The sequence below is a fragment of the Scleromatobacter humisilvae genome, assembly GCF_023231945.1.
GTDB classification, from domain to species: Bacteria; Pseudomonadota; Gammaproteobacteria; order Burkholderiales; family Burkholderiaceae_C; genus Scleromatobacter; species Scleromatobacter humisilvae.
Genome location: NZ_JAJLJH010000002.1, coordinates 572,385 through 596,839 on the forward strand (window position 1 = coordinate 572,385; position 24,455 = coordinate 596,839).

The 24,455-nt window shown below is 68.2% G+C and carries 19 protein-coding genes; 5 read left to right on the forward strand and 14 right to left on the reverse strand.

Translation table 11 applies throughout. The features are described from left to right. Positions 1-99 precede the first annotated feature (99 nt). Positions 100-1,221 carry a branched-chain amino acid ABC transporter substrate-binding protein gene (locus tag LPC04_RS11950; protein WP_275682446.1) on the forward strand — a complete coding sequence of 374 codons (1,122 nt, stop codon included), beginning with the start codon at positions 100-102 and terminating at the stop codon, positions 1,219-1,221. A gap of 200 nt (positions 1,222-1,421) precedes the next feature. Further along, the gene (locus LPC04_RS11955; RefSeq protein WP_275682447.1) at positions 1,422-2,189 is read left to right on the forward strand and encodes a helix-turn-helix transcriptional regulator; all 768 of its coding nucleotides are present in this window, start codon (positions 1,422-1,424) and stop codon (positions 2,187-2,189) included. Between the two features lie 215 nt (positions 2,190-2,404). Here LPC04_RS11955 and dusA read toward each other — a convergent pair whose 3' ends face one another. The 3 genes from dusA to LPC04_RS11970 all read right to left on the reverse strand — a co-directional run bounded on the left by dusA (position 2,405) and on the right by LPC04_RS11970 (position 4,691). Continuing rightward, a complete protein-coding gene (dusA, locus tag LPC04_RS11960) occupies positions 2,405-3,418 on the reverse strand; it encodes a tRNA dihydrouridine(20/20a) synthase DusA (RefSeq protein ID WP_275682448.1) in 1,014 nt (337 codons plus the stop codon). Between the two features lie 110 nt (positions 3,419-3,528). Continuing rightward, positions 3,529-4,473: an NAD-dependent epimerase/dehydratase family protein gene (locus tag LPC04_RS11965; RefSeq protein WP_275682449.1), complete on the reverse strand. Its 945-nt coding sequence runs from the start codon at positions 4,471-4,473 to the stop codon at positions 3,529-3,531. A 20-nt stretch (positions 4,474-4,493) separates the two neighbouring features. Further along, a complete protein-coding gene (locus LPC04_RS11970; RefSeq protein WP_275682450.1) occupies positions 4,494-4,691 on the reverse strand; it encodes a hypothetical protein in 198 nt (65 codons plus the stop codon). Positions 4,692-4,800: 109 nt separating this feature from the next. On the opposite strand from LPC04_RS11970, the gene LPC04_RS11975 reads away from it, so the two are divergent. Both LPC04_RS11975 and LPC04_RS11980 read left to right on the forward strand, forming a co-directional pair. Beyond that, positions 4,801-5,697: a LysR family transcriptional regulator gene (locus LPC04_RS11975; RefSeq protein ID WP_275682451.1), complete on the forward strand. Its 897-nt coding sequence runs from the start codon at positions 4,801-4,803 to the stop codon at positions 5,695-5,697. Positions 5,698-5,772: 75 nt separating this feature from the next. Then, positions 5,773-6,684 (forward strand): MHFG family PEP-CTERM protein, encoded by a 912-nt coding sequence (locus LPC04_RS11980; protein ID WP_275682452.1) that lies wholly within the window; start codon positions 5,773-5,775, stop codon positions 6,682-6,684. On the opposite strand, the gene LPC04_RS11985 is transcribed toward LPC04_RS11980, so the two are convergent. From LPC04_RS11985 to rimP, 8 genes are all read right to left on the reverse strand, one after another. Continuing rightward, on the reverse strand, positions 6,570-7,670 hold the full coding sequence (locus LPC04_RS11985) for an enoyl-CoA hydratase/isomerase family protein (protein WP_275682453.1): 1,101 nt from the start codon (positions 7,668-7,670) through the stop codon (positions 6,570-6,572). The two genes, LPC04_RS11980 and LPC04_RS11985, sit on opposite strands and share 115 nt — an antisense overlap. Positions 7,671-7,680: 10 nt before the next feature. Further along, positions 7,681-8,622, reverse strand: coding sequence for a DMT family transporter (locus LPC04_RS11990; RefSeq protein ID WP_275682454.1), 942 nt, complete (start codon positions 8,620-8,622; stop codon positions 7,681-7,683). A 154-nt stretch (positions 8,623-8,776) separates the two neighbouring features. Then, complete coding sequence (typA, locus tag LPC04_RS11995) at positions 8,777-10,612, reverse strand: translational GTPase TypA (protein ID WP_275682455.1); 1,836 nt, start codon at positions 10,610-10,612, stop codon at positions 8,777-8,779. Continuing rightward, complete coding sequence (truB, locus tag LPC04_RS12000) at positions 10,609-11,634, reverse strand: tRNA pseudouridine(55) synthase TruB (RefSeq protein ID WP_275682456.1); 1,026 nt, start codon at positions 11,632-11,634, stop codon at positions 10,609-10,611. Before truB ends, typA begins: the two co-directional genes overlap by 4 nt. Before the next feature lie 7 nt (positions 11,635-11,641). Beyond that, the gene (rbfA, locus tag LPC04_RS12005) at positions 11,642-12,043 is read right to left on the reverse strand and encodes a 30S ribosome-binding factor RbfA (RefSeq protein ID WP_275682457.1); all 402 of its coding nucleotides are present in this window, start codon (positions 12,041-12,043) and stop codon (positions 11,642-11,644) included. Positions 12,044-12,118: 75 nt separating this feature from the next. Continuing rightward, positions 12,119-15,058 carry a translation initiation factor IF-2 gene (infB, locus tag LPC04_RS12010; RefSeq protein WP_275682458.1) on the reverse strand — a complete coding sequence of 980 codons (2,940 nt, stop codon included), beginning with the start codon at positions 15,056-15,058 and terminating at the stop codon, positions 12,119-12,121. A gap of 58 nt (positions 15,059-15,116) precedes the next feature. Beyond that, complete coding sequence (nusA, locus tag LPC04_RS12015) at positions 15,117-16,595, reverse strand: transcription termination factor NusA (protein WP_275682459.1); 1,479 nt, start codon at positions 16,593-16,595, stop codon at positions 15,117-15,119. After that, entirely contained in the window at positions 16,592-17,203 is a 612-nt protein-coding gene (gene rimP, locus LPC04_RS12020) for a ribosome maturation factor RimP (RefSeq protein WP_275682460.1), read from the reverse strand. Before rimP ends, nusA begins: the two co-directional genes overlap by 4 nt. A gap of 389 nt (positions 17,204-17,592) precedes the next feature. Here rimP and fabI point away from each other — a divergent pair, with 389 nt between their 5' ends. After that, a complete protein-coding gene (fabI, locus tag LPC04_RS12025) occupies positions 17,593-18,390 on the forward strand; it encodes an enoyl-ACP reductase FabI (RefSeq protein WP_275682461.1) in 798 nt (265 codons plus the stop codon). A 59-nt stretch (positions 18,391-18,449) separates the two neighbouring features. Here the strand turns inward: fabI and glk are convergent, their stop codons facing one another. The 3 genes from glk to LPC04_RS12040 all read right to left on the reverse strand — a co-directional run bounded on the left by glk (position 18,450) and on the right by LPC04_RS12040 (position 24,279). Further along, positions 18,450-19,430 (reverse strand): glucokinase, encoded by a 981-nt coding sequence (gene glk / locus LPC04_RS12030; RefSeq protein WP_275682462.1) that lies wholly within the window; start codon positions 19,428-19,430, stop codon positions 18,450-18,452. 198 nt (positions 19,431-19,628) lie between these two features. Further along, entirely contained in the window at positions 19,629-21,524 is a 1,896-nt protein-coding gene (locus LPC04_RS12035) for a glycoside hydrolase family 13 protein (RefSeq protein WP_275682463.1), read from the reverse strand. A gap of 1 nt (position 21,525) precedes the next feature. Then, positions 21,526-24,279 carry an alpha-1,6-glucosidase domain-containing protein gene (locus tag LPC04_RS12040; protein WP_275682464.1) on the reverse strand — a complete coding sequence of 918 codons (2,754 nt, stop codon included), beginning with the start codon at positions 24,277-24,279 and terminating at the stop codon, positions 21,526-21,528. Positions 24,280-24,455: the final 176 nt, after the last annotated feature.

A 24,455-nucleotide genomic window follows, 5' to 3' on the forward strand; every position in this document is an offset into this window, starting at 1 on the left:
AGCGGGGTCTGCTCTCTGGTTCCTCGCTGCGCTTGCACGGTCTTCTCGCGATGACAGTGCCGTCGCTCTCACGTACTCATCTACCTACTTGGAGGTCCAATGAAGATCAAGCTTTTGGTTTGCGGATTCATTCTGTTCAGCGCGACGACTCTCGTGTCCGCACAAGATTCCGTCGTCCGTATCGGGATCGCCGGCCCCCTGTCCGGATCGATCGCCCATCTGGGCAAGGACATGGATGAGGGCGCACTCCTGGCCATCGAGGAGTTGAACAGCACGGGGTTCGCGATCGGCGGCCACAACGTACGATTCGAAGGCGTGTCGGAAGATGATGCGGCCGATCCGAAGGTGGCGGTACAGGTGGCAAACAAGCTCGCCGACTCGCACGTCGCAGGCGTCGTTGGCCACTTGAATTCCGGAACCAGCATCGTCGCGGCCAGAATCTACAACGACGCGGGGATCCCGCAGATCGCGCCAGGCGCGTCCAATCCGAAGCTCACGCAACTCGGGTACAGGTTCGTCTTTCGACTCATGGCAAACGACCTGCAGCAAGGCTCCGGCATCGCAGGCTTTTCCGCGAAGACGTTGAAGGCGAAGACCGCCGTCGTCATCGACGATCGGACGGCCTACGGACAAGGGCTCGCCGACGAGATCATCCAGGACATGGAGAAGGGCGGGATCAAGGTCCTGAAGCGCGAGTTCACGACCGACAAGGCCACCGACTTCACCGCCATCCTGACCACCGTCCGCGGCCTTCATCCGGACGTCATCGCCTACGCAGGAACCGATGCCCAGGCCGGCCCGATGAACAAGCAGATGAAACAACTGGCCATTCCAAGCACCTTCATCGGCGGCGACGGTCTTTGCACGGGAACGTGGACCGAACTGTCAGCGGGCTCCAACGAAGGCTACTACTGCTCCCAGACCGGCAGCTCGCTGGACAAGGTGAAAGGATATGCAGAATTCCAGCAGCGGTTCAAGGCGAGGTACGGCGTCGATCCGATCTTCCTGGCACCGCAAGCGTACGACGCGGTGATGGTCCTTGCGGCGGCCATGAAGGCAGCCGATTCCACCGATCCGCACGTCTTTGCTCCGTTCATCCAGAAGACCGAATTGAGTGGCGCGGGGGGTGCCGTCCGCTTTGACAGCCACGGCGACAACCCCAAGGCGGCAGTGACCGTCTACCAGGTGCGAAGCGGGAAGCTGGCGGTAGCCGCGCAGTAGCGCGGCCATACAGATGCCCGTCCAGGACCAAGGCGCCACGCTTCGCTGGCAGGTGGCGGTCGCGGAGGAAGGCATTTAGAACGGACGCCTCTCTCAGCTACCCGGTCTGCCCTGCATCAGACCGGGCCGCACTGTTATGTACACTCGACTATCGCAAAGACTGGACGCCTCGGCACCAACAAAAGGCTTGCTCCGCACTCATGGCCAAACGATCGATGGCAACCGCGCCAAAACGAGCTGCCAAGCCCGGCCCTCGCCTTTCGGAGAGCATTAGGGCAGAGCGGGCGGCCGTCGTCTGCGCGCTGCAACCCGTCGTCAAGATGCTGGGCAACATGCTCGGCCCGAATGTCGAGTTGGTGCTGCACGACCTTACGGCCCTGGATCACTCCGTCATCGGCATTGCGAACGGGCACGTGACTGGCCGCTCGATAGGCAATTCGGTGCTAAGTGGCCCGAAGGATGACAAGTCTTTTGCGGCAGTCATGGAAGAAATGAATGTCCGCGGACAGGCGATTCACGCGCTCATCGAGGACTACTCGACAGAAAACTCTTCGGGTCAGCGTCTGCGGTCTTCCAGCGTCATTTTCCGCGATAGCGACGGAGAGCCATTCGCAGCCTTGTGTTTGAACGCGGACATGGCGCCGTTTGAAGCGGCCCATGCATGGCTGGAGCGAATCCTCCATGCCAAGTCATTGACACCGGATCCGAAGCCCTCGGGGGAACCCGAGATGGATGTTCTGATGAAGGAGATCATCGACGACGCAGTTCACAAGCTGGGGAAACGAGTTTCGATGATGTCCAAAGAGGAGAAAATCTACGCCGTTCAAGTGATGATGCGTCGAGGCCTCTTCATAGTGAAAGGCGGTGTTCCCCGTGCAGCGGCCGCATTGGGCGTGACTCGGCACACCATCTACAACTATCTCGAAGAGGTCAAGCTCCGCCAGGGCGACCTGGACGACGCCCACTAGTCGGGAAAGGCGCCAGGCCGTCGATCCTGCCTGGGCGCCAAGCCAGCCGCTTCAGTCCTCCAGGTCAGGCGAGCCCTTCCGCCGCCTGGACGAGTCATTCCGAAACCTGCTCGTCTCATCGTCCGACGAACGCGAGCGATCTCGGACAGTACTCGTCCCTATGCCGGATGAAGCGGAGTTCACCTTGTGAAGACCGAAGTGCGTAGTGCGAAGGCTCAGGCCGCCGCCCGCACCTCCCCGGTATCCGCGGCGGACCGGGCGCCCGCGTGCGCGAGGCGCGACACCTCCGTCGGCGCCAGCGTCTTCATCTTGTGGTCGGACCACACCTGGCGCCAGCGCCGCGCGCCCTTGACGCCGTTCCACAGGCCCAGCATGTGGCGCGACGCCTGCGACCAGTGGTGCTCCGACGCCTGCAGCCGCTCGAGATACTCGACCATCCGCGCCTCGATGCTCTCGCGCGTGCGCTCCACGGCGGAGCCGCCCAGGAAGCGCGCGTCCCAGTCGGCCATGCACCAGGGGTCGTGATAGGCCTCGCGGCCAATCATCACGCCGTCGACATGCTCGAGGTGGCGCGCGATCTCCTCGTCGCCCTTGACGCCGCCGTTCAGCACGATCGTGAAATCCGGGAAGTCCTGCTTGAGCCGGTAGACGAACTCGTAGCGCAGCGGCGGGATCGTGCGGTTGTCCTTCGGGCTCAGGCCCTGCAGCCAGGCGTTGCGCGCGTGCACGATGAAGACCGTGCAGCCGCCCGCGGCCACCGTGCCGACGAAGTCGCGCACGAAGTCGTAGCTCTCGATCTTGTCGATGCCGATGCGGTGCTTGACCGTCACCGGCAGCGTGCAGGCATCGCGCATCGCGGCGACGCTGTCGCGCACGAGCTCGGCCTCGCGCATCAGGCAAGCACCGAATGCGCCGCGCTGCACGCGCTCGCTGGGACAGCCGCAGTTGAGGTTGACCTCATCGTAGCCCCACTGCTGCGCCAGCTTGGCGCACGCGGCCAGCGCGTCGGGCTCGCTTCCGCCCAGTTGCAATGCGACGGGGTGCTCCTCGTCGCTGAAATCGAGATGGCGCGGCTGGTTGCCATGCAGCAGCGCGCCGGTGGTCACCATCTCGGTGTACAGCAGCGTGTTGCGCGTGATCAGGCGGTGGAAGTAGCGGCAGTGGCGGTCGGTCCAGTCCATCATCGGGGCGACGGAAAGGCGCCATGGACTGAGGGAAGTCGGGGGCATGCCGCATTATCCCAGGCGATACGACATCCCCGCAGGGCTACGGGCAACGCCCGCGGCCGGGCGCCGAGAATCGCGGGCCGCCCAGCGTCCGCCCTCGATCGAGGCGTTCCTCAGCGCGCCGGGATCGCCGCCAGCGTCTGTCGGACACCCTCGACATACGACGTCTTGCGTACCGGCCCGATCAGGCGCTGCAGCGCCGAGTCATCCATGACCAGCGGCTCCGTCATGAGGTAGTTCATCTCCACCATCTCGCGCATCATGCGGTTGAACAGGCCCAGCACGCGCAGGGTCGTCTTGCCGGCGACGCGCAGCGGGATCCTGCGGCCGGCCTGGCGCTGCATCTCGTCGACGAGCTCGCGCTGCGTCGTGACGCCGGCGCCCGCCAGATGCCACACGTGGCCGAAGGCCGCCGGCGTGTCGACCAACCTTGCCACCACCGGGCCGACGTCCGGCACGAAGACGAACTCGTGCGGGCGGTCGATCGGGCCGACCATGTCGGCGCTGCCGCCCTGGACGGCCGCCACGGCGGGTCGATGCAGCAGGCTGGCCTCCACGCCCGGGCCGTAGAAATCGGGCAGGCGCAGCACCGTGGCATTGATGCGGCCGGCGGCGTGCGCCTGCAGCAGGATGTCCTCCTGTTCCTTGCGCATGCGGCCCTTGAACGTGTGCGGCTCGCGCGGATGATCCTCGCGCACCGGCGTCGTGCGCGCGCGGCCGTACGGGTAGACCGTGCCGATCAGGATCACGTTGCGCACGCCGGCGGCGATCGCGCCCTCCAGCGTCTTGCGCATCAGCTGCGGGTGCAGCTCGAACTGCCAGTAGTTGACGCCGACCAGGTAGATCAGCGTGTCGATGCCGGCAGCCGCGGCCTCGACCGACTCGGGCGAATCCGGGTTCCAGGTGACGACCTCGGCCAGCGGGTCGGCGCCGAAGCTCTTGCGCAGGCTCGCCTCGGAGCGCCCGACGACGCGGTAGGGCCGGCCCTGGGCCGCGAGGGCCTTGGCGATGGATTGGCCGATGGCGCCGGCGGCACCGAACAGGGCAACTTTGGACATGAGGATCTCCTTGACGGGTTTCAGAACGAAAGAGCGCGGACGAAGGCGGCGACACGGGCCTGCGCCTCCTGCAGATAGCCATCCAGCAGCGGCCGCAGCGGCACGCGCAGCCAGGCCTCGAGCGCGACGATCGCCAGTCCCAGCGCCGCTGCACAGACGACGCGGGCCGTGAGGACGAGGTTGCAATCGACGGGAACGGACTGGACGGCGTTGAACATGGCGGGCTCCGGAGGGTGGGTCTGCGGCTGCGATGACCGCAGTTTGCGGATCCGCGGAGCATTTGAAAATTGCCTAGAATCGCATCATCGCTATAAACAAATGAATACCATGGCCGATACCGAACCGAACTGGGAGTGGTACCGGAGCTTCGTGGGCGTGCTGGAGACGGGCTCGCTCTCCGCGGCCGGCCGCGCGATGGGCATGACGCAGCCGACGGTCGGCCGCCACATCGACAGCCTGGAGTCGGCGCTCGAGCTGAAGCTGTTCACGCGCTCGTTCGACGGCTTCGCGCCGACCGACGCGGCCCTCGAGCTCAAGCCCTACGCCGTCGCCCTCGCCTCCACCGCCGCGGCGCTGCGGCGCGTGGCGAGCAGCCACGGCGACGGCGTGCGCGGCACGGTGCGCCTGACGGCCAGCGAGGTCGTGGGCGTCGAGGTGCTGCCGCCCATCCTCACGGCGCTGCGGCGGCGCCATCCGGAACTGGTGGTCGAACTCGTGCTGTCCAACAAGGTCGACGACCTGCTGCGCCGCGAGGCGGACATCGCCGTGCGCATGGTGCGCCCGGTGCAGGACGCGCTGGTCGCGCAGCGCGTCGGCGGCATCGAACTGGGCTTCCACGCCCACGAGCGCTACCTGGCCGAGCACGGCACGCCGCGCACGATGGCCGACCTGAAGCGGCACACGCTGATCGGCTTCGACACCGAGACCGCGTTCATCCGCCAGATGCAGGCGCGCTATCCGGCCCTCACGCGCGCCGCGCTCGCGTTCCGCGCGGACAGCGACCTCGCCAACCTCGCCGCCCTGCGCGCCGGCTACGGCATCGGCATCTGCCACGTGACGCTGGGCAAGCGCGACCTGTCTCTCGTGCGCGTGCTGTCGAGCGACTTCGCGCCGATGCTGGACACCTGGATCGCGATGCACGAGGACCTGCGCGACAGCGCGCGCTGCGCGGTCACGTTCGCGGCGCTGGCCGCCGGCTTGAAGGACTACATCCCGGTCGGTTGACACAAGGCCGCCGGGGCGCTGGCCCGCCCATTGCCACGTCGAGCGGGTGATTGACTCTATCGACGCGAGACCGACGTGAGCATCGGTCTTCAGCTCATCCTGTCCACCAGCCTCGTGGTCGCGCAGCCCGGCTGTTCCTGGGCACATCCCGGCGCCAATCCGTATCGCGGCGACCCCGCGCGCGCGGTGGCCGACTTCGACCTGAGCGAGCCGACGCGACGGCAGCTGCGCGCGCTGATGGCCGCGCATCGCTACACGGACGTCGCGACGATCACGCGCGACGACATCGTCGGCGCGCACGCCTACACCGGCCTGCGCGAGATGCACAGCGGCCACGGCCAGGTCTGCCGCGGCGAGGTCGACCGCTCGGCCTGGAGCGCCACGCATCGCGAACGCGGGCTGGTCTATTGCGTCGCCGAGGCCTGCGTGATCGTGCCGACGGTCTGCAACAACGTCTCGCTGGTGTCGCGCAGGCCTGACCGCGTCGCGGCGCTGGACGACGGGCCGATCGACATCGAACCGGCGGCCGGGCCGCCGGCCAGCACGCCGGCCGACACCCCATCGGATCTCGTGTCCCCGCTCGATTTCCTCCCACCGCCGGACATCGTCGGCGCACCGCCCGGCGCCCCTGAGCCGCCGGCCGGAGGCGCACCGATCGGCGCTGGCGCTGGCGCTGGCGGTGGCGGTGGCGGTGGCGCTGGCGGTGGCGACGGATGCTGCGACATCGGCCCGATCGGCCCCGGCGGGCCGGGCGGCGGAGGCGGCGGGCTACCCGTCAATCCGCCGCCCGCGGTGCCCGAGGCGCCCACGTGGCTGCTTCTGCTGGCGGGCGTGGGCGCGATCCTGGCGAGGCTGCGGGCGCGCGGCGACGCTCAGGCCAGGTCGCGCAGCGGATGCGCGTGCGCCGGCCACGGCGACGCGAAGTACGCCGCGACCATCGCCGCGTCCACGTCGGCAACCTTCGCCGGATTCCAGCGCGGCGCGTGATCCTTGTCGACGGCCAGCGCGCGGATGCCCTCCAACGTCTCGCTGGCCGCGCCCGGGCGCAGATGGAAGCAGTGGCGCACGAGGCCGCGCTCCATGCGCAGGTCGTCGGCCAGCGTCATGGTGCGCGCGCGCCGGATCTGCTCCAGCGTGACGGCCATCATCAGCGGCGAGCGCTGCGACAGCGCCTTGGCGAGCGCGGCCGCGAACTCGCCCGGCTCCGCCGCCAGCGCGGCGACGATCGCCGCGAGGTCGTGCGCCGCGAACACGCGGTCGACGAGATCGCGCTGCGCCGCCAGCGACGACGCGCCGGCGTCGGCCGCGAACGCGTTGACCGCCGAAAGCGCGCCCACGCCGTCGACGGCCGTCGCATCGGCGATCGCCTGCACGAGCTCGTCGAGCCGATCGGACTTGACGCAGATGTCGGCCCAGTCGACGGCCAACGCGTCGGCCGCGCCCAGCACCTGGCCGCTCAGGCCCAGGAACTCGCCGAGGTAGCCCGGCGTGCGCGCGAGGAACCAGCCGCCGCCGACGTCGGGGAACAGGCCGATGTTGGTCTCGGGCATCGCGAGCCTGGCGTGTTCGGTGACCACGCGCATCGAGCAGCCCTGCGCGAGGCCCATGCCGCCGCCCATCGTGATGCCGTCCATCAGCACGAAGGTCGGCTTGCCGAAGGTGTGGATCAGGTGGTTGAGCGCGTATTCCTCGCTGAAGAAATCCTCGATGGTCGGGTCGCCGGCGAGCGCGGCCTCGTGGAAGTAGCGGATGTCGCCGCCCGCGCAGAATGCCGGCGCCTTGCCTTCGCGGTTGGCGCCGCGCAGCAGCACCGCGCCGACCTGCGCATCGTCGCGCCACGCGAGCAGTTGCGCGGTGACTTGCCGGATCATCTCCAGCGACAGCGCATTGAGCGCCTTGGGCCGGTTCAACGTCAGGATGCCCAGGTGCTGGCGGCGCTCGGCGAGGACGGTGGGCGCATCGGATTGCGACATGGAAAGTTTCCTAGGAAACCTGCATCGCCTGGCGACCGCGCAGGCTCAGCAGTTCGTTGAAGACGAGCGCGCCGACGACGATGGCGCCGCCGACCAGCGCGGAGCTGCCCGGCGCCTCGCCGGCGCCGATCCAGGCCCACAGCACGCCGAAGATCACCTCGAGCAGGCCCAGCAGCGCAACCTCGGGCGCGGGCAGCGCGCGGGCGACGCGCACGAGCAGCAGGCAAGGGATCGCCAGCTGGAAGACGCCGAGCCCCAGCAGCAGGCCGAGGTCGTGCGCGTTCGACTTGAACGGCCACGCCAGCGGCAGCGTGACGAGCGCGGAGAGGGCCGCGCCGATGAGGACGGCGCTGAACAGGTCGGGCTGTTCGGCGGGCGTGGTCGTGCTGTCGTCCGCCGCGGGCCGCGCGCGGCCGGCGTGCTGCAGCACGGTGTAGTTGGCCGCCGACGACAGCGGCACCGCGAGCGCCACGGCCATGCCGGCAAGGCTGCGCGCGTCGGCCGCCTGCATGCTGCGGCCGAACATCCACGCGATGCCCGCGCCCGCGACGGCGATGGCGACCCACGTGCGCGCCGGCTGCCGGTGATGCAGGAAGACGCGCGCGAACACGGCGGTCAGCAGCGGGCTGATCGACATCGTCACCAGCACGTTGGCCACGCGCGTCATCGTCAGCGCCACCATGAAGGCGGTGAACATGACGCTCCAGCACAGCCCGGAGATCCAGACGACGCGCGGCGAGCGGAACAGGTCGACCCAGAGCCCCCAGCCGCGCATCCACGTGAGCGCGAGGCCCAGCCCGGCGAGGTTGAACAGGCTGCGGAAGAAGGTGACCTCGAAGCTCTCGGCCGTCTGCAGCGACCGGCTGACGACGCCGGCGGTGCTCCACATCAGCGTGACGACGACCATGCCGAACGCGGCGCGGGCATGGCTCAGGGAAGACGTTTCATTCATCGCGTCGAAGTGTCGCACGCCATGACGCAGGTCGGCCCCGGCGCTGCCGCTCGCGCGCCGCAAACGAAGTTCAAGGGAGCGGCGGATCCGGCTCTGCCGGGCCGCTCGCGGAGCGCCCCCTCGGGGGGCAGGGAGCGCTAGCGACCGTGGGGGCTCAATCTCCCGTCTTCTTGTTGCGCTTGCGCTCGTTTTCCGTCAGGAAACGCTTGCGCACACGCACGCTCTTCGGCGTGATCTCGACCAGCTCGTCGTCGTCGATGAACTCGACGCCGTATTCCAGCGTGAGGTCGATCGGCGGCGTGATCTTGATCGCGTCTTCCTTGCCGGACACGCGGAAGTTGGTCAGCTGCTTGGTGCGCGTCGCGTTGACGACGAGGTCGTTGTCGCGGCTGTGGATGCCCACGATCATGCCTTCGTAGACCGGATCGTTCGGCTTGACGAACATGCGGCCGCGGTCGTCGAGCTTGCCGAGCGCGTAGGTGAAGATCTCGCCGGCGTCCATCGAGATCAGCACGCCGTTCTTGCGGCCGCCGATGTCGCCCTTGTGCGGCTCGTAGCCGTCGAAGATGTTGGAGATCAGGCCCGAACCGCGCGTCAGGTTCATGAACTCGTTCGAGAAGCCGATCAGGCCGCGCGCGGGGATGCGGTACTCGAGGCGGACGCGGCCGTGGCCGTCCGGCTCCATGTTGACCAGCTCGCCCTTGCGCTCGCCGAGCGCCTGCATGACGCCGCCCTGGTGGGTTTCCTCGACGTCGGCCGTCACCAGCTCGATCGGCTCGTGGCGCACGCCGTCGACGTCGTGGAACACGACGCGCGGCTTCGACACGGCCAGCTCGAAGCCTTCGCGGCGCATGTTCTCCAGCAGGATGGTCAGGTGCAGTTCGCCGCGGCCCATCACCTCGAAGACGCCGTCCTCGTCGGTTTCCTTCACGCGCAGCGCGACGTTGTGTTGCAGTTCCTTCTGCAGGCGGTCCCAGATCTGGCGGCTGGTGACGTACTTGCCTTCGCGGCCGGCCAGCGGCGACGTGTTGACGAGGAAGTTCATCGTCAGCGTCGGCTCGTCGACCTTCAGGCGCGGCAGCGGCGCCGGGTTGATCGGGTCGGTGATGGTCACGCCGATGTTGACGTCGTCGATGCCGTTGATCAGCACGATCTCGCCCGGGCCGGCTTCGGTGACCTGCACGCGATCCAGGCCCTGGAACGTCAGCACCTGGTTGACGCGGCCCTTGATGGGCTTCGAATCGGGGCCTTCCATGACCACGACGTCCATCGACGGCTTGATCGTGCCTTGCAGGATCCGGCCGACGCCGATGCGGCCGACGAAGGTCGAGAAGTCGAGCGCCGAGATCTGAAGCTGCAGCGGGGCCGCGGGGTCGCCCTTGTTCGGCTCGACGTGCCGGAGCACGGTGTCGAACAGCGCGGACATGTCCTCGCCCCACTTCTCGCCCGGCGCGCCTTCGGTCAGCGACGACCAGCCGTTGATGCCTGACGCGTAGACGACCGGGAAGTCGAGCTGCTCGTCGTTGGCGCCGAGCTTGTCGAACAGGTCGAACGCGGCGTTGACGACGGCCTCGGGCTTGGCGCCCGGCTTGTCGACCTTGTTGACCAGCACGATGGGCTTCAGGCCGAGGGCCAGCGCCTTCTTCGTCACGAAGCGCGTCTGCGGCATCGGGCCTTCCTGGGCGTCGATCAGCAGCACGACGCCGTCGACCATCGACAGCGCGCGCTCGACCTCGCCGCCGAAGTCCGCGTGGCCCGGGGTGTCGACGATGTTGATGTGCGTGCCCTTCCAGCTGACCGCGCAGTTCTTGGCCAGGATGGTGATGCCGCGCTCGCGTTCGATCGCGTTGTTGTCCATCACGGTGTCGACGACCTTCTCGTGGTCGGCGAAGGTGCCGCTCTGGCGAAGGAGCTGGTCGACCAGCGTCGTCTTGCCATGGTCGACGTGGGCGATGATGGCGATGTTGCGGATCTGCGTGCTATCGGTCATAACGTTCTCGGAAGGTTCAATTCGTTCAGCAGGCCCTGCACTTCGGTGGGGCTCAGCAGGCGATCGGCGATCAACTCGCCAGCCGTGATGTGCGCGCTGCCAAGAAGTGCGTGCGGTTCGGGCCCGTACACGCGCAGGTGCGCGCAGTCGGGCTCGGAGGTGCGCCGGCGCAGGCCGGTCAGGAAACGTGCGGCCTCGTTGGCGTCGAGTCGCACGGCCGGCCACTCGGCCAGCAAGGTATCGGGGGCAGCCAAGCAACTTTCGCGCTCGGCCTCGGGCATCGCCTCGAGCGCCTCCAGCGTGATCGCCCTGTCCAGCGTCAACGGGCCGCTCGCGGTGCGGCGCAGCCCGGTCAGGTGTGCGCCGCAGCCCAGCGTCTCGCCGATGGACTCGGCCAGGGTGCGGATGTAGGTGCCCTTGGAACAGCGAACGTCGATTGTCGCCGTCTCCGGGTTTTCATGGTGCCAATCCACGATGGCGATTGTGTGAATCGTCACGTCGCGCTCGGCACGCTCGATCTCCACGCCGTCACGCGCGTATTCGTACAGCGCCTTGCCGTTGTGCTTGAGGGCCGAGTACATCGGCGGCAACTGCTTGATCGCCCCCGTCCAGCGGGCACAGGCGGCTTCCAGCGCGTCGCGGTTGAAGGCGACGGGGCGTTCCTGCAGCACGTCGCCCTCGGCGTCGCCGGTGCGCGTGGTCTGGCCGAAGCGCAGCGTGGCGCGGTAGGCCTTGTCGGAATCGAGGCTGACCTGCGCGAACTTGGTCGCCGCGCCGAAGCACAGCGGCAGCAGCCCGGTCGCCAGCGGATCGAGCGTGCCGGTGTGGCCGGCCTTCTCGGCACGCAGCAGCCACTTGGCTTTCTGCAGCGCGTCGTTGGACGACAGGCCGGGCGGCTTGTCCAGCAGCAGCACGCCGTGTACCGGCCGGCGCACGATCTTCACCCGCGCAGGCCGGGACGCGCGCGCGGCCGCGGGCGCGGCGGCGGCGTCGGTCGACGTCACGGGTTGAAGTTCGGTCATGGCAGGCTCAGTCCTCGGCCTTGCCGGACTCGTCGGGCTTGGCGTCGTCTTCCTTGGCACGGCTCGCATTGGCCTGCAGGATCATCGCGTTCAGTTCGGCCGCGCGCTCGGTGGTGCGGTCGAAATGGAAGTGCAGCGTCGGCACCGTGTGGATGGACAGGCGCTTGAACAGGCCGTTGCGCAGAAAGCCGGCGGCCTCGTTCAGCGCGATCTCGCTCTCGGCCGAATCGCCGATCAGCAGCGAGAAGTAGACCTTGGCGTGCGCGTAGTCGGGCGTGACCTCCACCGAGTTGACGGTGATCATGCCGACGCGCGGATCCTTCAGCTCGCGGATCAGCTCGCCCAGATCGCGCTGGATCTGGTCGGCGACGCGGAAGCCGCGGTTGGGGATGTTTCTCTTGTGTCGCATGATTTTCAACCTCTCAAGTGAAAAGCCCCGCCAACTCTCTGGCGGGGCTTTTGCACAGGTGAAGTGCGTCCCGCCTTATAGCGTTCGGGCAACTTCCTTGATCTCGAAGAATTCGAGCTGGTCGCCTTCCTTGATGTCGTTGTAGTTCTTGATCGTCAGGCCGCACTCGAAGCCTTCGCGGACTTCGCGCGCCTCGTCCTTCATGCGGCGCAGCGAATCGAGCTCGCCGGTGTGGACGACGACGTTCTCGCGCAGCAGTCGCACCTTGGAGCCGCGACGAACCACGCCGGAGGTGACCATGCAACCCGCGATGTTGGTCTTGGAGACCGTGAAGATCTGGCGGATCTCCGCCGAGCCCACGACTTCCTCGCGCTGTTCCGGCGCCAGCATGCCCGTCATCGCTGCCTTCACCTCATCGACGGCGTCGTAGATGATGTTGTAGTAGCGCAGGTCGACGCCGTTGTTCTCGGCGAGCTTGCGCGCGCCGGCGTCCGCACGGACGTTGAAGCCGATGATGGTGGCCTTGGAGGCGATCGCCAGGTTGACGTCCGACTCGCTGATGCCGCCGACCGCCGAGTGCACGATCTGCACCTTGACCTCGTCGGTCGACAGCTTGAGCAGCGAGGCGCCCAGCGCTTCCTGCGAACCCTGCACGTCGGCCTTGACGATGATCGGCATCACCTGGACGTCGGCACCCATGCCGTCGAACAGGTTCTCCATCTTGGACTTCTGCAGGCGCGCCAGCTTGACGTCACGGTACTTGCCCTGACGGAACGTGGCGATCTCGCGCGCACGGCGTTCGTCGGTCAGCACCATGAAGTCGTCGCCGGCCTGCGGCACTTCGGTCAGGCCCTGGATCTCGACCGGGATCGACGGACCCGCTTCGTTGGTCGCGTTGCCATCCTCGTCGATCATCGCGCGGACGCGGCCGAAGCTCGAGCCTGCCAGCACGATGTCGCCGCGCTTGAGCGTGCCGGTCTGCACCAGCACCGTCGCGACCGGGCCGCGGCCCTTGTCGAGGCGGGCTTCGACGACCACGCCTTGCGCCGCGGCCTCGGCCGGGGCCTTGAGCTCCAGCACTTCGGCCTGCAGCAGCACCTGCTCGAGCAGGGCGTCGATGCCCTGGCCGGTCTTGGCCGACACCGACACGAACGGCGAATCGCCGCCGAATTCTTCCGGCACGACCTGCTCGGCCACGAGCTCGTTCTTCACGCGCTCGAGGTTGGCATCGGGCTTGTCGATCTTGTTGATCGCCACGACGATGGGCACGCCCGCCGCCTTCGCGTGGTGGATCGCTTCCTTCGTCTGCGGCATGACGCCGTCGTCGGCCGCGACCACCAGGATCACGATGTCGGTGGCCTTGGCACCGCGCGCACGCATGGCCGTGAAGGCCGCGTGACCCGGGGTGTCCAGGAAGGTGATCATGCCGCGCGGCGTCTCCACGTGGTACGCGCCGATGTGCTGCGTGATGCCGCCGGCTTCGCCGGAGGCCACGCGGGCACGCCGGATGTAGTCCAGCAGCGAGGTCTTGCCGTGGTCGACGTGACCCATGACGGTGACGACCGGCGCGCGCGGCAGCAGTTCGCCGACAACCTGCGCGGCCTTTTCTTCCTCGCTGAAGGCTTCCGGATCGTCCAGCTTGGCGGTGATCGCCGTGTGGCCCATTTCCTCGACCACGATCATCGCGGTCTCCTGGTCGAGCTGTTGGTTGATCGTGACCATCTGGCCCAGCTTCATCAGCTGCTTGATGACCTCGGAGGCCTTGACCGACATCTTGTGCGCCAGGTCGGCCACGGAGATCGTCTCGGGCACGTGCACTTCCTGCACCACCATTTCGGTGGGCGCCTGGAAGTTGCTGGAGCCCGAATCGCGATCGCGGCCGCCACGCGCGCCACCGCGCGGAGCGCGCCAGCCCGGACGGCCCGCGCCCGCGGACGCACCGGCCGGAGCGCCGCGGCCCTTGCCGGCCTCGCCACGCTTCTTGGCGGCATCGTCGGCCCAGCTCGACGAGAGCTTCTCGGACTTGACGGCCTTCTTGTCGCCCGGCTTGGCGCCCGGCGCCGCGGGCGTCGGGGCGCCCGGAACGGCCTTGGCCTTGTGGATCGTGCCCTTGATGCCGGCGGCGGCGTCGGCAGGCTTCGGAGCCTCCGGCTTCGGCGCCGTCAGCACCTTCTTGGGCGCGGACATCATCGCGCGGATGGCGGCGGCCTCGGCCTCGGCGGCCTTGCGGCGGCTCTGCAGGTCGTTCATCCGCTTGGATTCTTCTTCCGCGGCGTCGGCAGCCTTGATCACGCGCACCTGGCGCACCGGCTCGACCGGCGCGGCAACGGGTTCGGGCGCCGGCGGCTCGGCCACCGGGGCCGGCGCGGCAGCGGCCGCGGCGGCTGCGGCAGCCGCCTCGCGGGCAGCGGCGTCCTTGGCCGACTTGGTCATCGGCACCTTGGGCTTGGCGGCCTCGGCGGCGGCGCGCGCGGCGTCGGCGGCCAGCTTCTCGGCGGCCGCCTTTTCGGCGGCTTCCGCGGCGGCCTTGGCGCGTTCCTCGGACTCGGCGCGCACGCGCGCCTCTTCCGCTTCGCGCAGGCGACGCTTCTCGGCAAGCTCCTCTTCCTGCTTGCGCATCAGCGCGGCCTGGGCGCGTGCTTCTTCCTCGCGGCGCATCAGCTCGGCTTCCTCCGCGGCGGCAGCGGCCTGGGCCTGCTCCTCCGTCGTGGAGTCGTCGCGCTGGACGAAGGTGCGCTTCTTGCGCACTTCGACCTGGATGGTGCGGGCCTTGCCGCTCGCATCCGCCTGCTTGATCTCGCTGGTCGACTTGCGGGTCAGCGTGATCTTCTTGCGCTCGCCCCCGGTGGTGCCGTGCGCGGTGCGCAAGTAGTCGAGCAGCCGCTCCTTGTCTGCGTCGTTCAGCGCGTCGTCGGTCGTCGCCTTGGCGACGCCCGCGGACTGCAGCTGTTCGAGCAGCGTTGCAGCGGGGCGATTCAGCTCCGCTGCAAACTGGGCGACGGTGGTCACTGCCATTTCAGGAATTCCTTGCTCGTTGTTCCGGGCGTTCGTAGTACGTGGTGGGCGTCGCGGCTCAGGTGTTGAACCAGTGCTCGCGGGCCTTCATGATCAGCGCCTTCGCGCTGGCCTCGTCAACGCCGGTCATCTCCACCAGTTCGTCGACCGCCAGGTCGGCCAGGTCGTCGCGCGTGTGCACGCCACCGTCCGCCAGCTTCCCGATCAGGTCGGGCGTCAGTCCTTCGAGGTCGCGCAGGTCCTGCGAAACCTCTTCCATGCTCTCTTCGCGCTTGATCTCCAGCGTCAGCAGCGCGTCCTTCGCACGGGTGCGCAGCTCGTTGACCGTGTCCTCGTCGAAGCCTTCGATCTCGAGCATTTCCTGCAGCGGTACGTAGGCCACCTGCTCGAGGCTCGTGAAGCCTTCCTCGATCAGGATGTCGGCCACTTCCTCGTCGACGTCCAGCTTGTCGACGAACAGCGCGCGCACGCCGCCCGATTCCTCGGCCTGCTTGGCCTGCGATTCCTCGGCCGTCATGATGTTGATGCGCCAGCCGGTCAGGTCGGACGCGAGGCGCACGTTCTGGCCGCCGCGGCCGATCGCGATCGCGAGGTTCTCCTCGTCGACGACGACGTCCATGGCGTGCTTTTCTTCATCGACGACGATCGACTGCACGTTGGCCGGGGCCAGCGCGCCGATCACGAACTGGGCCGGATCCTCGCTCCACAGCACGATGTCGACGCGCTCGCCGGCGAGCTCGTTGGTGACCGCGGTCACGCGCGAGCCGCGCACGCCGACGCAGGTGCCGATCGGGTCGACGCGCTTGTCATGCGACAGCACGGCGATCTTGGCGCGCGAACCGGCGTCGCGCGCGCAGCTCTTGATCTCCAGCAGGCCTTGCTCGATCTCGGGCACTTCCTGGCCGAACAGCTCGACCATGAAGCCCGGCGCGCTGCGCGAGAGCATGATCTGGGGGCCGCGGGCCTGGGAATCAACCCCGGCGATGAACGCACGCACGCGGTCGCCCGAGCGCAGGTTTTCCTTCGGGATCATCTCGCTGCGCTTCAGGCGCCCTTCGACGCGGCCCTGCTCGACGATGATGTCGCCCTTGTCCAGGCGCTTGACGGTGCCCGTGAAGATGCGCTCGCCGCGCGACAGGAAGTCGTTGAGCAGCTGTTCGCGCTCGGCGTCGCGGATCTTCTGCAGGATGACCTGCTTGGCGGCCTGCGCGCCGATGCGCCCGATCGGCACCGAATCGATCGGCTCCTCGATGTAGTCGTCGACCTCGATGTCGGCGATCTGTTCCTGCGCTTCGAACAGCAGGATCTCGGCATCGGGGATCTGCAGGCCGGCCTCGTTCGGCACGACATGCCAGCGGCGGTAGGTGTCGTAGTCGCCGGTCTCGCGGTCCACCGAGACACGGATGTCCACGTCGGCACCGTGAAGCTTCTTGGTGGCCGAGGCGAGCGCAGACTCGACCGCGCCGAACACGAGATCGCGTTCGACGGTCTTCTCGCGCGAGATCGCGTCCACCAACATCAGCATTTCGCGGTTCATTCTTCTTGACCTCCGTCGTCGGATTGAGCACCGGCCCCGGTGGGCTCGGCGGTGGGCTCCGCCTTGCGGCGGCGTCCCTTGAAGTCGATCACCGGCACCAGCCGGGCTTCCTGCAATTCATCCAGCGTGAAATCGAGCACCTGCTCGACGTCCGCCCTGGCACCTGCCTTCGCCTGCGTCTTGCTGATCGGAGCCGCCGGCAGCACCAGTCCCCAGCCGTTCTCGCGCGCCTGCAGTTCGCCCGCGAACTTCTTGCGTGCCTGGAACGGCTGCTTGAGGGTGATTTCCACTTGTTCGCCGACGAAGCGCCGGAAGTCGCGTTCGCCCCGCAGCGGACGATCCAAGCCCGGCGAGGAGACCTCGAGCCGGCTGTAGTCCGCGTTCTCCACTTCCAGCACATATTGCAGCTGCCGCGTGACAGCTTCGCAATCCTCGACCAGCACGAACTCGGATTCGCCCGTCGTGTACACATGGCCAGGGACGCGGTCGATCGTGACGCGCAGGAGTCCACCGCCGACGCGCTCGACGTCGACCAGGTCGTATCCCAACCCGGTGACGGTGCGTTCGACGGCCGAAGTCCAGCCTGGGGTGTGTGCGGGTCCTGCCAAGAAAGTGGTTCTAAGGTTCGAAAGTTGAAACGACCAAGCCCAAAAAGTGGCAAAGGCCCCTGAGGACCCTTGCAACTTGCAATCGGCACCGCGGCTTTTCGAAGGCCACGATCCCGCAGAGTTCTTCTCGCCGGAGTACTGTTCCGTGCGGACTTATTTCACGGCGCAAACTCGGCGGCAAAAAAAATGGGCAGAAAGACTATCCGCCCACCTCTTCCACGCGTCATGCCCTTGCCGTCAGACCCCGCGCAACCCACGATTAACTCAGGGCTGCGGCAGTGAATCCGCGTATCCAGTACTTCAGCGAAGCTCGTATTATAGCCTGCAAGCGCTGTACTCGCAAGATTGAGGTGCGACAATCGCCATACTAGCAACATTACGGAGACCGCATGGGATTCCTCGCCGGCAAACGCCTGCTCATCACGGGCGTATTGAACAACCGCTCGATCGCCTACGGCGTCGCCCGGGCCTGCCACCGCGAAGGCGCCGAACTCGCTTTCAGCTACCAGGGCGAGCGCTTCAAGGAGCGCATCACCGAGTACGCGGCCGAATTCGGCTCGAAACTGATCTTCGACTGCGACGTCGGCTCCGACGAGCAGATCGCGGCGCTGGCCGACGGCCTCAAGCAGGCCTGGCCCGAGGGCTTCGACGGCTTCGTCCACTCGATCGGCTTCGCCCCGCGCGAGGCGATCGCCGGCGAATTCCTGGACGGCCTGTCGCGCGAAGGCTTCCGCATCGCGCACGACATCTCCGCCTACAGCTTCCCGGCGCTCGCGAAGGCGACGCTGCCCCAGCTGCGCGACAGGAGCGCCCTGCTGACGATGACCTACCTGGGCGCCGTGCGCGCCGTGCCGGCCTACAACACGATGGGCCTGGCCAAGGCCTCGCTGGAGGCCAGCGTGCGCTACCTCGCCGCCGGCCTCGGCCCGAAGGGCATCCGCGTCAACGGCATCTCGGCCGGGCCGATCAAGACGCTGGCGGCGTCGGGCATCAAGGGCTTCGGCAAGCTGCTGGGCGTGTTCGAGGAGAACTCGCCGCTGCGCCGCACGGTGACGATCGACGACGTGGGCAACGTGGCGGCGTTCATGCTGTCGGACCTGTCCGCAGGCATGACCGGCGAGATCTCGTACGTCGACGCCGGCTTCAGCCAGGTGATGGGCGGCGGCGCGGAGCTGCTGGGCGAGTGATTCGCCATCCCCGATGACAAGCGCGCCGACGGCGCGCTTTTTTCATGGGGCCGCCGGATTCAAAGCTCGTCGAGCGCCCGCGCCGCGCCGATCAGCGCCGGCGACGTCTCGGCATGGATCAGCCAGGTCGGGATGCCGTCGAGGTACTCGCGGAAGCGGCCCTTGGCGATGAAGCGCTCGCGGAACGCCGAGCGGTCGATCCAGTCGCCCAGGCGCGGCACGATGCCGCCGCCGATGTAGACGCCGCCGCGGGCGCCCAGCGTCAGTGCCAGGTTGCCCGCGACGCTGCCGAGGAATGCGAAGAAGAGTTCGACGACCTCGACGCAGCGCGCATCGCTGCCGGCCATGGCCGCGGCCGTGACGCCGGCGGGATCCAGGTTTGCGGCGGGCACGCCGTCGATCTTGCACAAGGCCTCGTACACGGCCACGAGACCGGCCCCCTGCAGCGCCCGCTCGGCCGAAGCGTGGCCGAAGCGGTCGCGCAGCACGGCGATCACAGCGTCCTCGCGCGCGTTGGCCGAGGCGAGGCTGACGTGGCCGCCCTCCCCGCCCAGCGGCACCAGGTGGCCGGCCGTGTCGTGCAGCAGGCCCGACACGCCCAGGCCGGTGCCGGGCCCGAGCAGGCCGATCGCACCCTTCGGGTCCGCCGTGCCGGCCGTGCCGATGCGCCGCAGGTGTTCCGGCTGCAGCGACGGCAGCGACAGCGCGAGCGCGGTGAAGTCGTTGATGAACAGCAGGCGCTCGAAGCCGAGCTCCTTGCGCACCGCCTCGATCGAGAACGACCAGCGGAAGTTGGTCATCTGCACGTGGTCGCCGACGATCGGGTTGGCGATGCCGATGGCCGCCTGCAGCGGCCTCGCGCAGGTCAGCTGCGCGACGTAGGCCTTCAGGGCGTCGGCGATGGTGTCGTACTCGACGCTCGGATAGGTGACGACCTGCGTCGGCTGGGCCCCCGGCGCTTCCTGGACGGCGAAGCGGGCGTTCGTGCCGCCGACGTCGCCCATCAGGCGCGGGAAGCTGGAGGTGTTGGCAACGGTCATGGAGCTCGCGGAAGAAGTGGAAACGCCGGCGCGAAGCCTGCATTCGCGACGAAAGTCGAGAATGTAGTTTACCTACGGTTTTTGATCAACCGCACCGACTCGCTCGCTGACGCCCAGGGCGCGTCGATCACCCTTGCCAATACCCTACGGCCAGACCCGTAGTCTGCATACACATTTACGCATCATTAATGCCAACTTTCAGCGCACCTCGAAGATCTTGACCGAGCGTGCCGGCAGCGTGATCGTCGTCCCCAGCGTCACCGCCTTGCCCTCCAGCACGTCGCGTGCCGCCGCCGGCGTCTTCAACACCTCGCTGAAGCGCGTGAGGTCGAGCTCGGTGTCGGCCTTGTTCTTGTTGATCACGACCATCACGGTGGAGTCGCTGTCGTAGCGGAACCAGGCGTAGGTGCCGTGCTCCGGCACGAAATGCATGAGCTTGCCGTGGTGCACGGTCGTCTGCGTCTTGCGCCAGTTCAGCAGCGTGCGCACGAAGGCCTGCATGTCCTTCTGCGGGGCGCTCAGGCCCTTGCCGGTGAACGCGTCGATCTTGTCGCCGGCCCAGCCGCCCGGGAAGTCCTGGCGCGCCTTGCCGTCGTCGCGCACCGTCGGACTCGTCATCAGCACCTCGGTGCCGTAGTAGATCTGCGGCACGCGCGGCATCGTCATCACGTAGGCCAGCGCCATCTTGGTGAGGCCGGCGTCCTCCTTGAGCACGCTGTAGAGGCGCGGCAGGTCGTGGTTGCCCTCGAACAGCACGAGCTTCGAGGGCTCGGGATACAGGACGTCGTTGACGAGTCCCTCGTACAGATCCATCAGGCCGGCGTGCAGGTCGTCGGTGTCGCTGGCGAGCGCCTTGCGCAGCGTGCCGTTCAGCGGGAAGTCCATCGCGCTGGGCAGCGGCGTCGCCAGGCGGTGCTTGGCGCCGCGCTCGCCGCCGAGCCAGTGCATCAGCACGGTCGGCTGGCTCGTCCACTCCTCGCCGACGATGTTCATGTTCGGATATTCCGCCATCACGCGGCGCGTCCATTCCTGCAGGAACGCCTGGTCGGAGTAGCCCCAGGTGTCCACGCGCAGGCCCGACAGGCCGGCGTACTCGATCCACCAGATCGCGTTCTGGATCTGGTACGCGGCCAGGAACGGATTGCGCTGGTTCATGTCGGGCATGTTCGGACTGAACCAGCCGTCGGTGTAGATCTTCGCGTCCGCCCGCGACGCGTACGGATCGCTCACGGTGGTGCGCGCGTGCTGCGTCTGCACGAACTTGCCGTCGAAGCCGATCCAGTCGGGCGCGGGCATGTCGTGCATCCACCAGTGCTCGGAGCCGATGTGGTTCAACACCACGTCCATGATGACGCCGATGCCCTTGTCGTGCGCCGCGGCCACCATGCGGCGGTAGTCCTCGTTCGTGCCGAAGCGCGGGTCGATCCTGTAGGTGTCGGTGGCGGCGTAGCCGTGGTACGAATACTTCGGCTGCCTGTTCTCGGTCAGCGGCGTCGGCCACAGCATGGTCACGCCGAGGTCGCGGAAATAGTCGAGGTGGTCGACGATCCCCTGGATGTCGCCGCCGTGGCGGCCGGCCTCGTCGTCGCCGCGGCGCGCCTCGTCGCCATAGCCGGGCACGTTGTCGTTGGCCGGATTGCCGTTGGCGAAGCGGTCCGGCACGAGGTTCATGATCACGTCGGACGAGTCGAAGCCGCGGCGCTGCGCCGAGCCCGGCGCGCGGGCGCGCAGCTCGAACGGCGCGTGGAAGCGCTCGTCGCCATGGCTGAAGACGATGTCGACGCGCCCCGGCGCGGCATCGGGCGCGATGCGCAGGTCGATGAACAGGTAGTTCGGGTTGGCCACGCGCGACACCGACTCGATGCGCACGCCGCGCGCGTCGCCGATCTGCGGCGCGGCGTCCGCGATGCGCGGACCGTGCACGAGCAGCTGCAGCTTGTCGCTCTTCATGCCGACCCACCAGAACGCGGGCTCGATGCGCTCGATCTGCGCGGGCATCGCGAGCGACGCGGGCATGCCGTCGGCGTGGGCCGCGGCGCCGAGCGAGCTGGCGGCGATCAGGACGGCGGCGGACAGTTGGCGGGGATGGTGCATGTCAGTGATCTCGGGGTTCTTGGCGCACGACGAAGACGACGGCGCTGCGTTCGGGCAGGACGAAGGCGCCGGTCGCATCGTCGACGCGGGCCTCCTTGGCGATTCGGGCGTCGGCCGCGCACGGGCCGAGGTGGACGGGATGCAGTTGCCAGCGACGGCCCCGCAGTTCGGGCAGGTTCAGCGAGTGCGGTTGCTTGTCGGCGTTGAGCACCACCAGCACGGCGCCGAACCTCGCGCCCGCCAGGCCGCGGCCGTCGATCAGCTCGGCGATCACGGTCGGCTCCTGCGCCGGGCCGCTGGCCGGGAAACTGATGCGCTGGCGCACCTCGACGGCCGTCGCGAGGTGGAACAGCGGCGTGCTGGCGCGAATGCGCAGCACGTCGCGGAAAGCGTTGCGCGTCCAGGCGATGTCTGCCGGCGTCGGCTTCAAGGAGGCATCGGCCAGCAGCGGACGCTCGATGTCCCACAGCGCGCCGTTGTCCGGCCTGGGCGGCAGGCCGGCGCCGAAGCCGTTGTCGGTGGCCGTCCAGTCGAGGCGGTTGAACCAGTCGCCGGAGTCGAAGCTGTTCTTGTCGAAGGACTTGCTGCGCAGCAGGTCGACGCCCGCATGGAAGTACGCCACGCCCTGGCTGAACGCGACGACGGCCGCGCCGAGGATCTGGACGCGCGCGCGGTCGGCCGACGACGTGGACAGCGGCAGCTTCAGCAGGTCGTTGTCGAACAGCGTCTGGTTGTCGTGGTTCTCGACGTAGTTGACGGCCTCGCCCGGCGCGCTCGCATAGCCGGCGGGCTGGTTGCCGTACGGGATCTTGTCGAGGCGCAGCGTCTCGCCGCGCCATGTCGTCAGCGTCATGTCGCGCACCGAGCCGGCGAGGCCGACGCGGATCATGTCGGCGGCGTCCAGCAGGTTCTCGCGCGTCGCGTGGCCGAAGCCGTTCGGGTCGTAGAACTCGCCGTTGATCCAGCCCTGGTCGGCGCGCAGGTGCGAGCTGTCCGTCGATGAACCTCCGCGCACGGCGTCGCGTGCCCGATCGCTGAACGTGCCGATGCCCGACCCGTTGAGCGACAGCTGCGAGGCCTGCACGAAGCGCGCGCCGTCGGCCACCTCGCCGAAGTTCCAGCCCTCGCCGATCAGCGGGATCTCGCGGCCCGTCGCGGCCTTCAGGCGGCGCTGCAGCGCCTCCATCACCGCGCGCGGCTGGTGGCCCATCAGGTCGAAGCGGAACGAGTCGACGTGGTATTGCACTGCCCATTGCGTCACCGAGTCGACGAGCAGCTTGCCCATCATCAGGTTCTCGGTGGCCGTGTTGTCGCAGCAGGTCGAATGCTCGATCGCGCCGTTGGCGTCCAGCCGCTGGTAGTAGCCCGGGACGATGCGATCGAGCACCGACTGCGCGTGCTGGCCGGCGGACGCCGTGTGGTTGTAGACGACGTCCATGCCCACGCGCAGCCCGGCGCGATGCAGGCCCTGCACCATCGCGCGGAACTCGCGCACGCGTCCTGCGCCATCATCAGCGTCCGTGGCGTAGCTGCCCTCGGGCGCGTTGTAGTGGAACGGGTCGTAGCCCCAGTTGAAGCAGTCGCCGGCCGCGCCCGCGACCACGGCCGCCTGCTGCGAGTCGTCGGCCGGGCCGCCCTCGATCTTCGGCGTCGTGCAGCCACGTTCGGGCACGCTCGCGATATCGAAGACCGGCAGCAGGTGCACGTCGGTCATGCCGGCCTGCGCCAGCGCGTGCAGCTGGCGCATGCCGGCGCTGTTCGCGTCGGTGAACGCGAGGTACTTGCCGCGATGGGCGGCGGGGACGCTGGCGTCGTTGATCGAGAAGTCGCGCAGGTGCAGCTCGTAGATCGCCAGGTCGGTCGACTGGCGCACCGTCCCCGGCGCGACGTCGCGCCGCCAGTCGCGCGGCATCACCGACGCATCGTCGAGCGCGCCGATCCAGCTGCGGCGCGAATCGGCGTTCAGGCTGTTCGAGTAGGGATCGGTGACGCGGTTGCGCACGAGGCCGGTGCCGGGGACGAAGACGTCGACGAGGTAGGCGTAGTAGCCACCGGCCAGGTGTCCGCGCGCCTGCCCGCGCCAGGCCCCGGTGGCGGCGTCGCGCGCCATCTCGACGACCGCCGTCGCGGCGCCTTCGGCGCTCGGGTAGACGCAGGCCCGCACGGATTGCGCGGTCGGCGCCCAGATGGCGAAACGCGCGGACTGCGGCGCGAGCGTCACGCCCAGGTCACCCAGGCCGGCCGCTGCGGGATACGCGTCGTCGAGCGCGCCGGCCAGCTGCAGCGCGCTCGCCTCGATCACGCGGCCCTGCGCGTCCTCGCGCACCACGAGCGCCTGCCCGCGCAGCGCGCGCGCCACGCGCGCGGGGTCGTCCGCGCGCAGCAGCGCGCCCGCGCCGACGAACTTGAAGCGCTCCGCGATCGCCGCGGGGACTGCGTCGGTCGACGTCGACAGCGCCAGCGTGTCGTCGGCACCGGCCACGGGTTGGCCGGCGTCGACCACCAGCGCCCCGCGCGCCGAGGACACCAGGACGTAGTAGCGGCCCTGCACGGGCGCGCCGGGCCAGCGGATCAACGATCGCGACAGCCACACCGCGCGGGCGGCGACCTCGCCGGCCTGCGCCGACGGCGCCAGCGTGGTCGCAAGTTCGGCGGCGTCGCACGCCGCGGCGACCGATGGTTCGGCAGCCTCCGCGGACGCGGCGCCGGCGACGAGCAGGACGCCCGCCGCGAACCCCGCACAAGTGCTTGTCATCCGCTTGACGTAGTTTTGCTTCACAAGCGAGTTGTCTCGTTTTTCTCAGGAAGGAATGCTACATGCTATTTCAGCCCCTGCGAAAGCGTGCGCATGGGTTTCCCTCATCCAGGCAGTTCAAGTGTTGGATTTATGATGTACTTTGACTACAGTTAAATGACAGCCCAACTACAAAT

What these genes read in the sequence shown, in the direction of transcription:
- LPC04_RS11990 (WP_275682454.1), bottom strand. Translation starts at nt 8,622, where the DNA reads ATGAATGAAACGTCTTCCCTGAGCCATGCCCGCGCCGCGTTCGGCATG.
- LPC04_RS11975 (WP_275682451.1), top strand. Translation starts at nt 4,801, where the DNA reads ATGGCCGATACCGAACCGAACTGGGAGTGGTACCGGAGCTTCGTGGGC.
- dusA (WP_275682448.1), bottom strand. Translation starts at nt 3,418, where the DNA reads ATGCCCCCGACTTCCCTCAGTCCATGGCGCCTTTCCGTCGCCCCGATG.
- glk (WP_275682462.1), bottom strand. Translation starts at nt 19,430, where the DNA reads ATGACCGTTGCCAACACCTCCAGCTTCCCGCGCCTGATGGGCGACGTC.
- typA (WP_275682455.1), bottom strand. Translation starts at nt 10,612, where the DNA reads ATGACCGATAGCACGCAGATCCGCAACATCGCCATCATCGCCCACGTC.
- fabI (WP_275682461.1), top strand. Translation starts at nt 17,593, where the DNA reads ATGGGATTCCTCGCCGGCAAACGCCTGCTCATCACGGGCGTATTGAAC.
- infB (WP_275682458.1), bottom strand. Translation starts at nt 15,058, where the DNA reads ATGGCAGTGACCACCGTCGCCCAGTTTGCAGCGGAGCTGAATCGCCCC.
- LPC04_RS11950 (WP_275682446.1), top strand. Translation starts at nt 100, where the DNA reads ATGAAGATCAAGCTTTTGGTTTGCGGATTCATTCTGTTCAGCGCGACG.
- rbfA (WP_275682457.1), bottom strand. Translation starts at nt 12,043, where the DNA reads ATGCGACACAAGAGAAACATCCCCAACCGCGGCTTCCGCGTCGCCGAC.
- LPC04_RS11965 (WP_275682449.1), bottom strand. Translation starts at nt 4,473, where the DNA reads ATGTCCAAAGTTGCCCTGTTCGGTGCCGCCGGCGCCATCGGCCAATCC.
- nusA (WP_275682459.1), bottom strand. Translation starts at nt 16,595, where the DNA reads ATGAACCGCGAAATGCTGATGTTGGTGGACGCGATCTCGCGCGAGAAG.
- LPC04_RS11985 (WP_275682453.1), bottom strand. Translation starts at nt 7,670, where the DNA reads ATGTCGCAATCCGATGCGCCCACCGTCCTCGCCGAGCGCCGCCAGCAC.
- truB (WP_275682456.1), bottom strand. Translation starts at nt 11,634, where the DNA reads ATGACCGAACTTCAACCCGTGACGTCGACCGACGCCGCCGCCGCGCCC.
- LPC04_RS12035 (WP_275682463.1), bottom strand. Translation starts at nt 21,524, where the DNA reads ATGCACCATCCCCGCCAACTGTCCGCCGCCGTCCTGATCGCCGCCAGC.
- LPC04_RS12040 (WP_275682464.1), bottom strand. Translation starts at nt 24,279, where the DNA reads ATGACAAGCACTTGTGCGGGGTTCGCGGCGGGCGTCCTGCTCGTCGCC.
- LPC04_RS11970 (WP_275682450.1), bottom strand. Translation starts at nt 4,691, where the DNA reads ATGTTCAACGCCGTCCAGTCCGTTCCCGTCGATTGCAACCTCGTCCTC.
- LPC04_RS11955 (WP_275682447.1), top strand. Translation starts at nt 1,422, where the DNA reads ATGGCCAAACGATCGATGGCAACCGCGCCAAAACGAGCTGCCAAGCCC.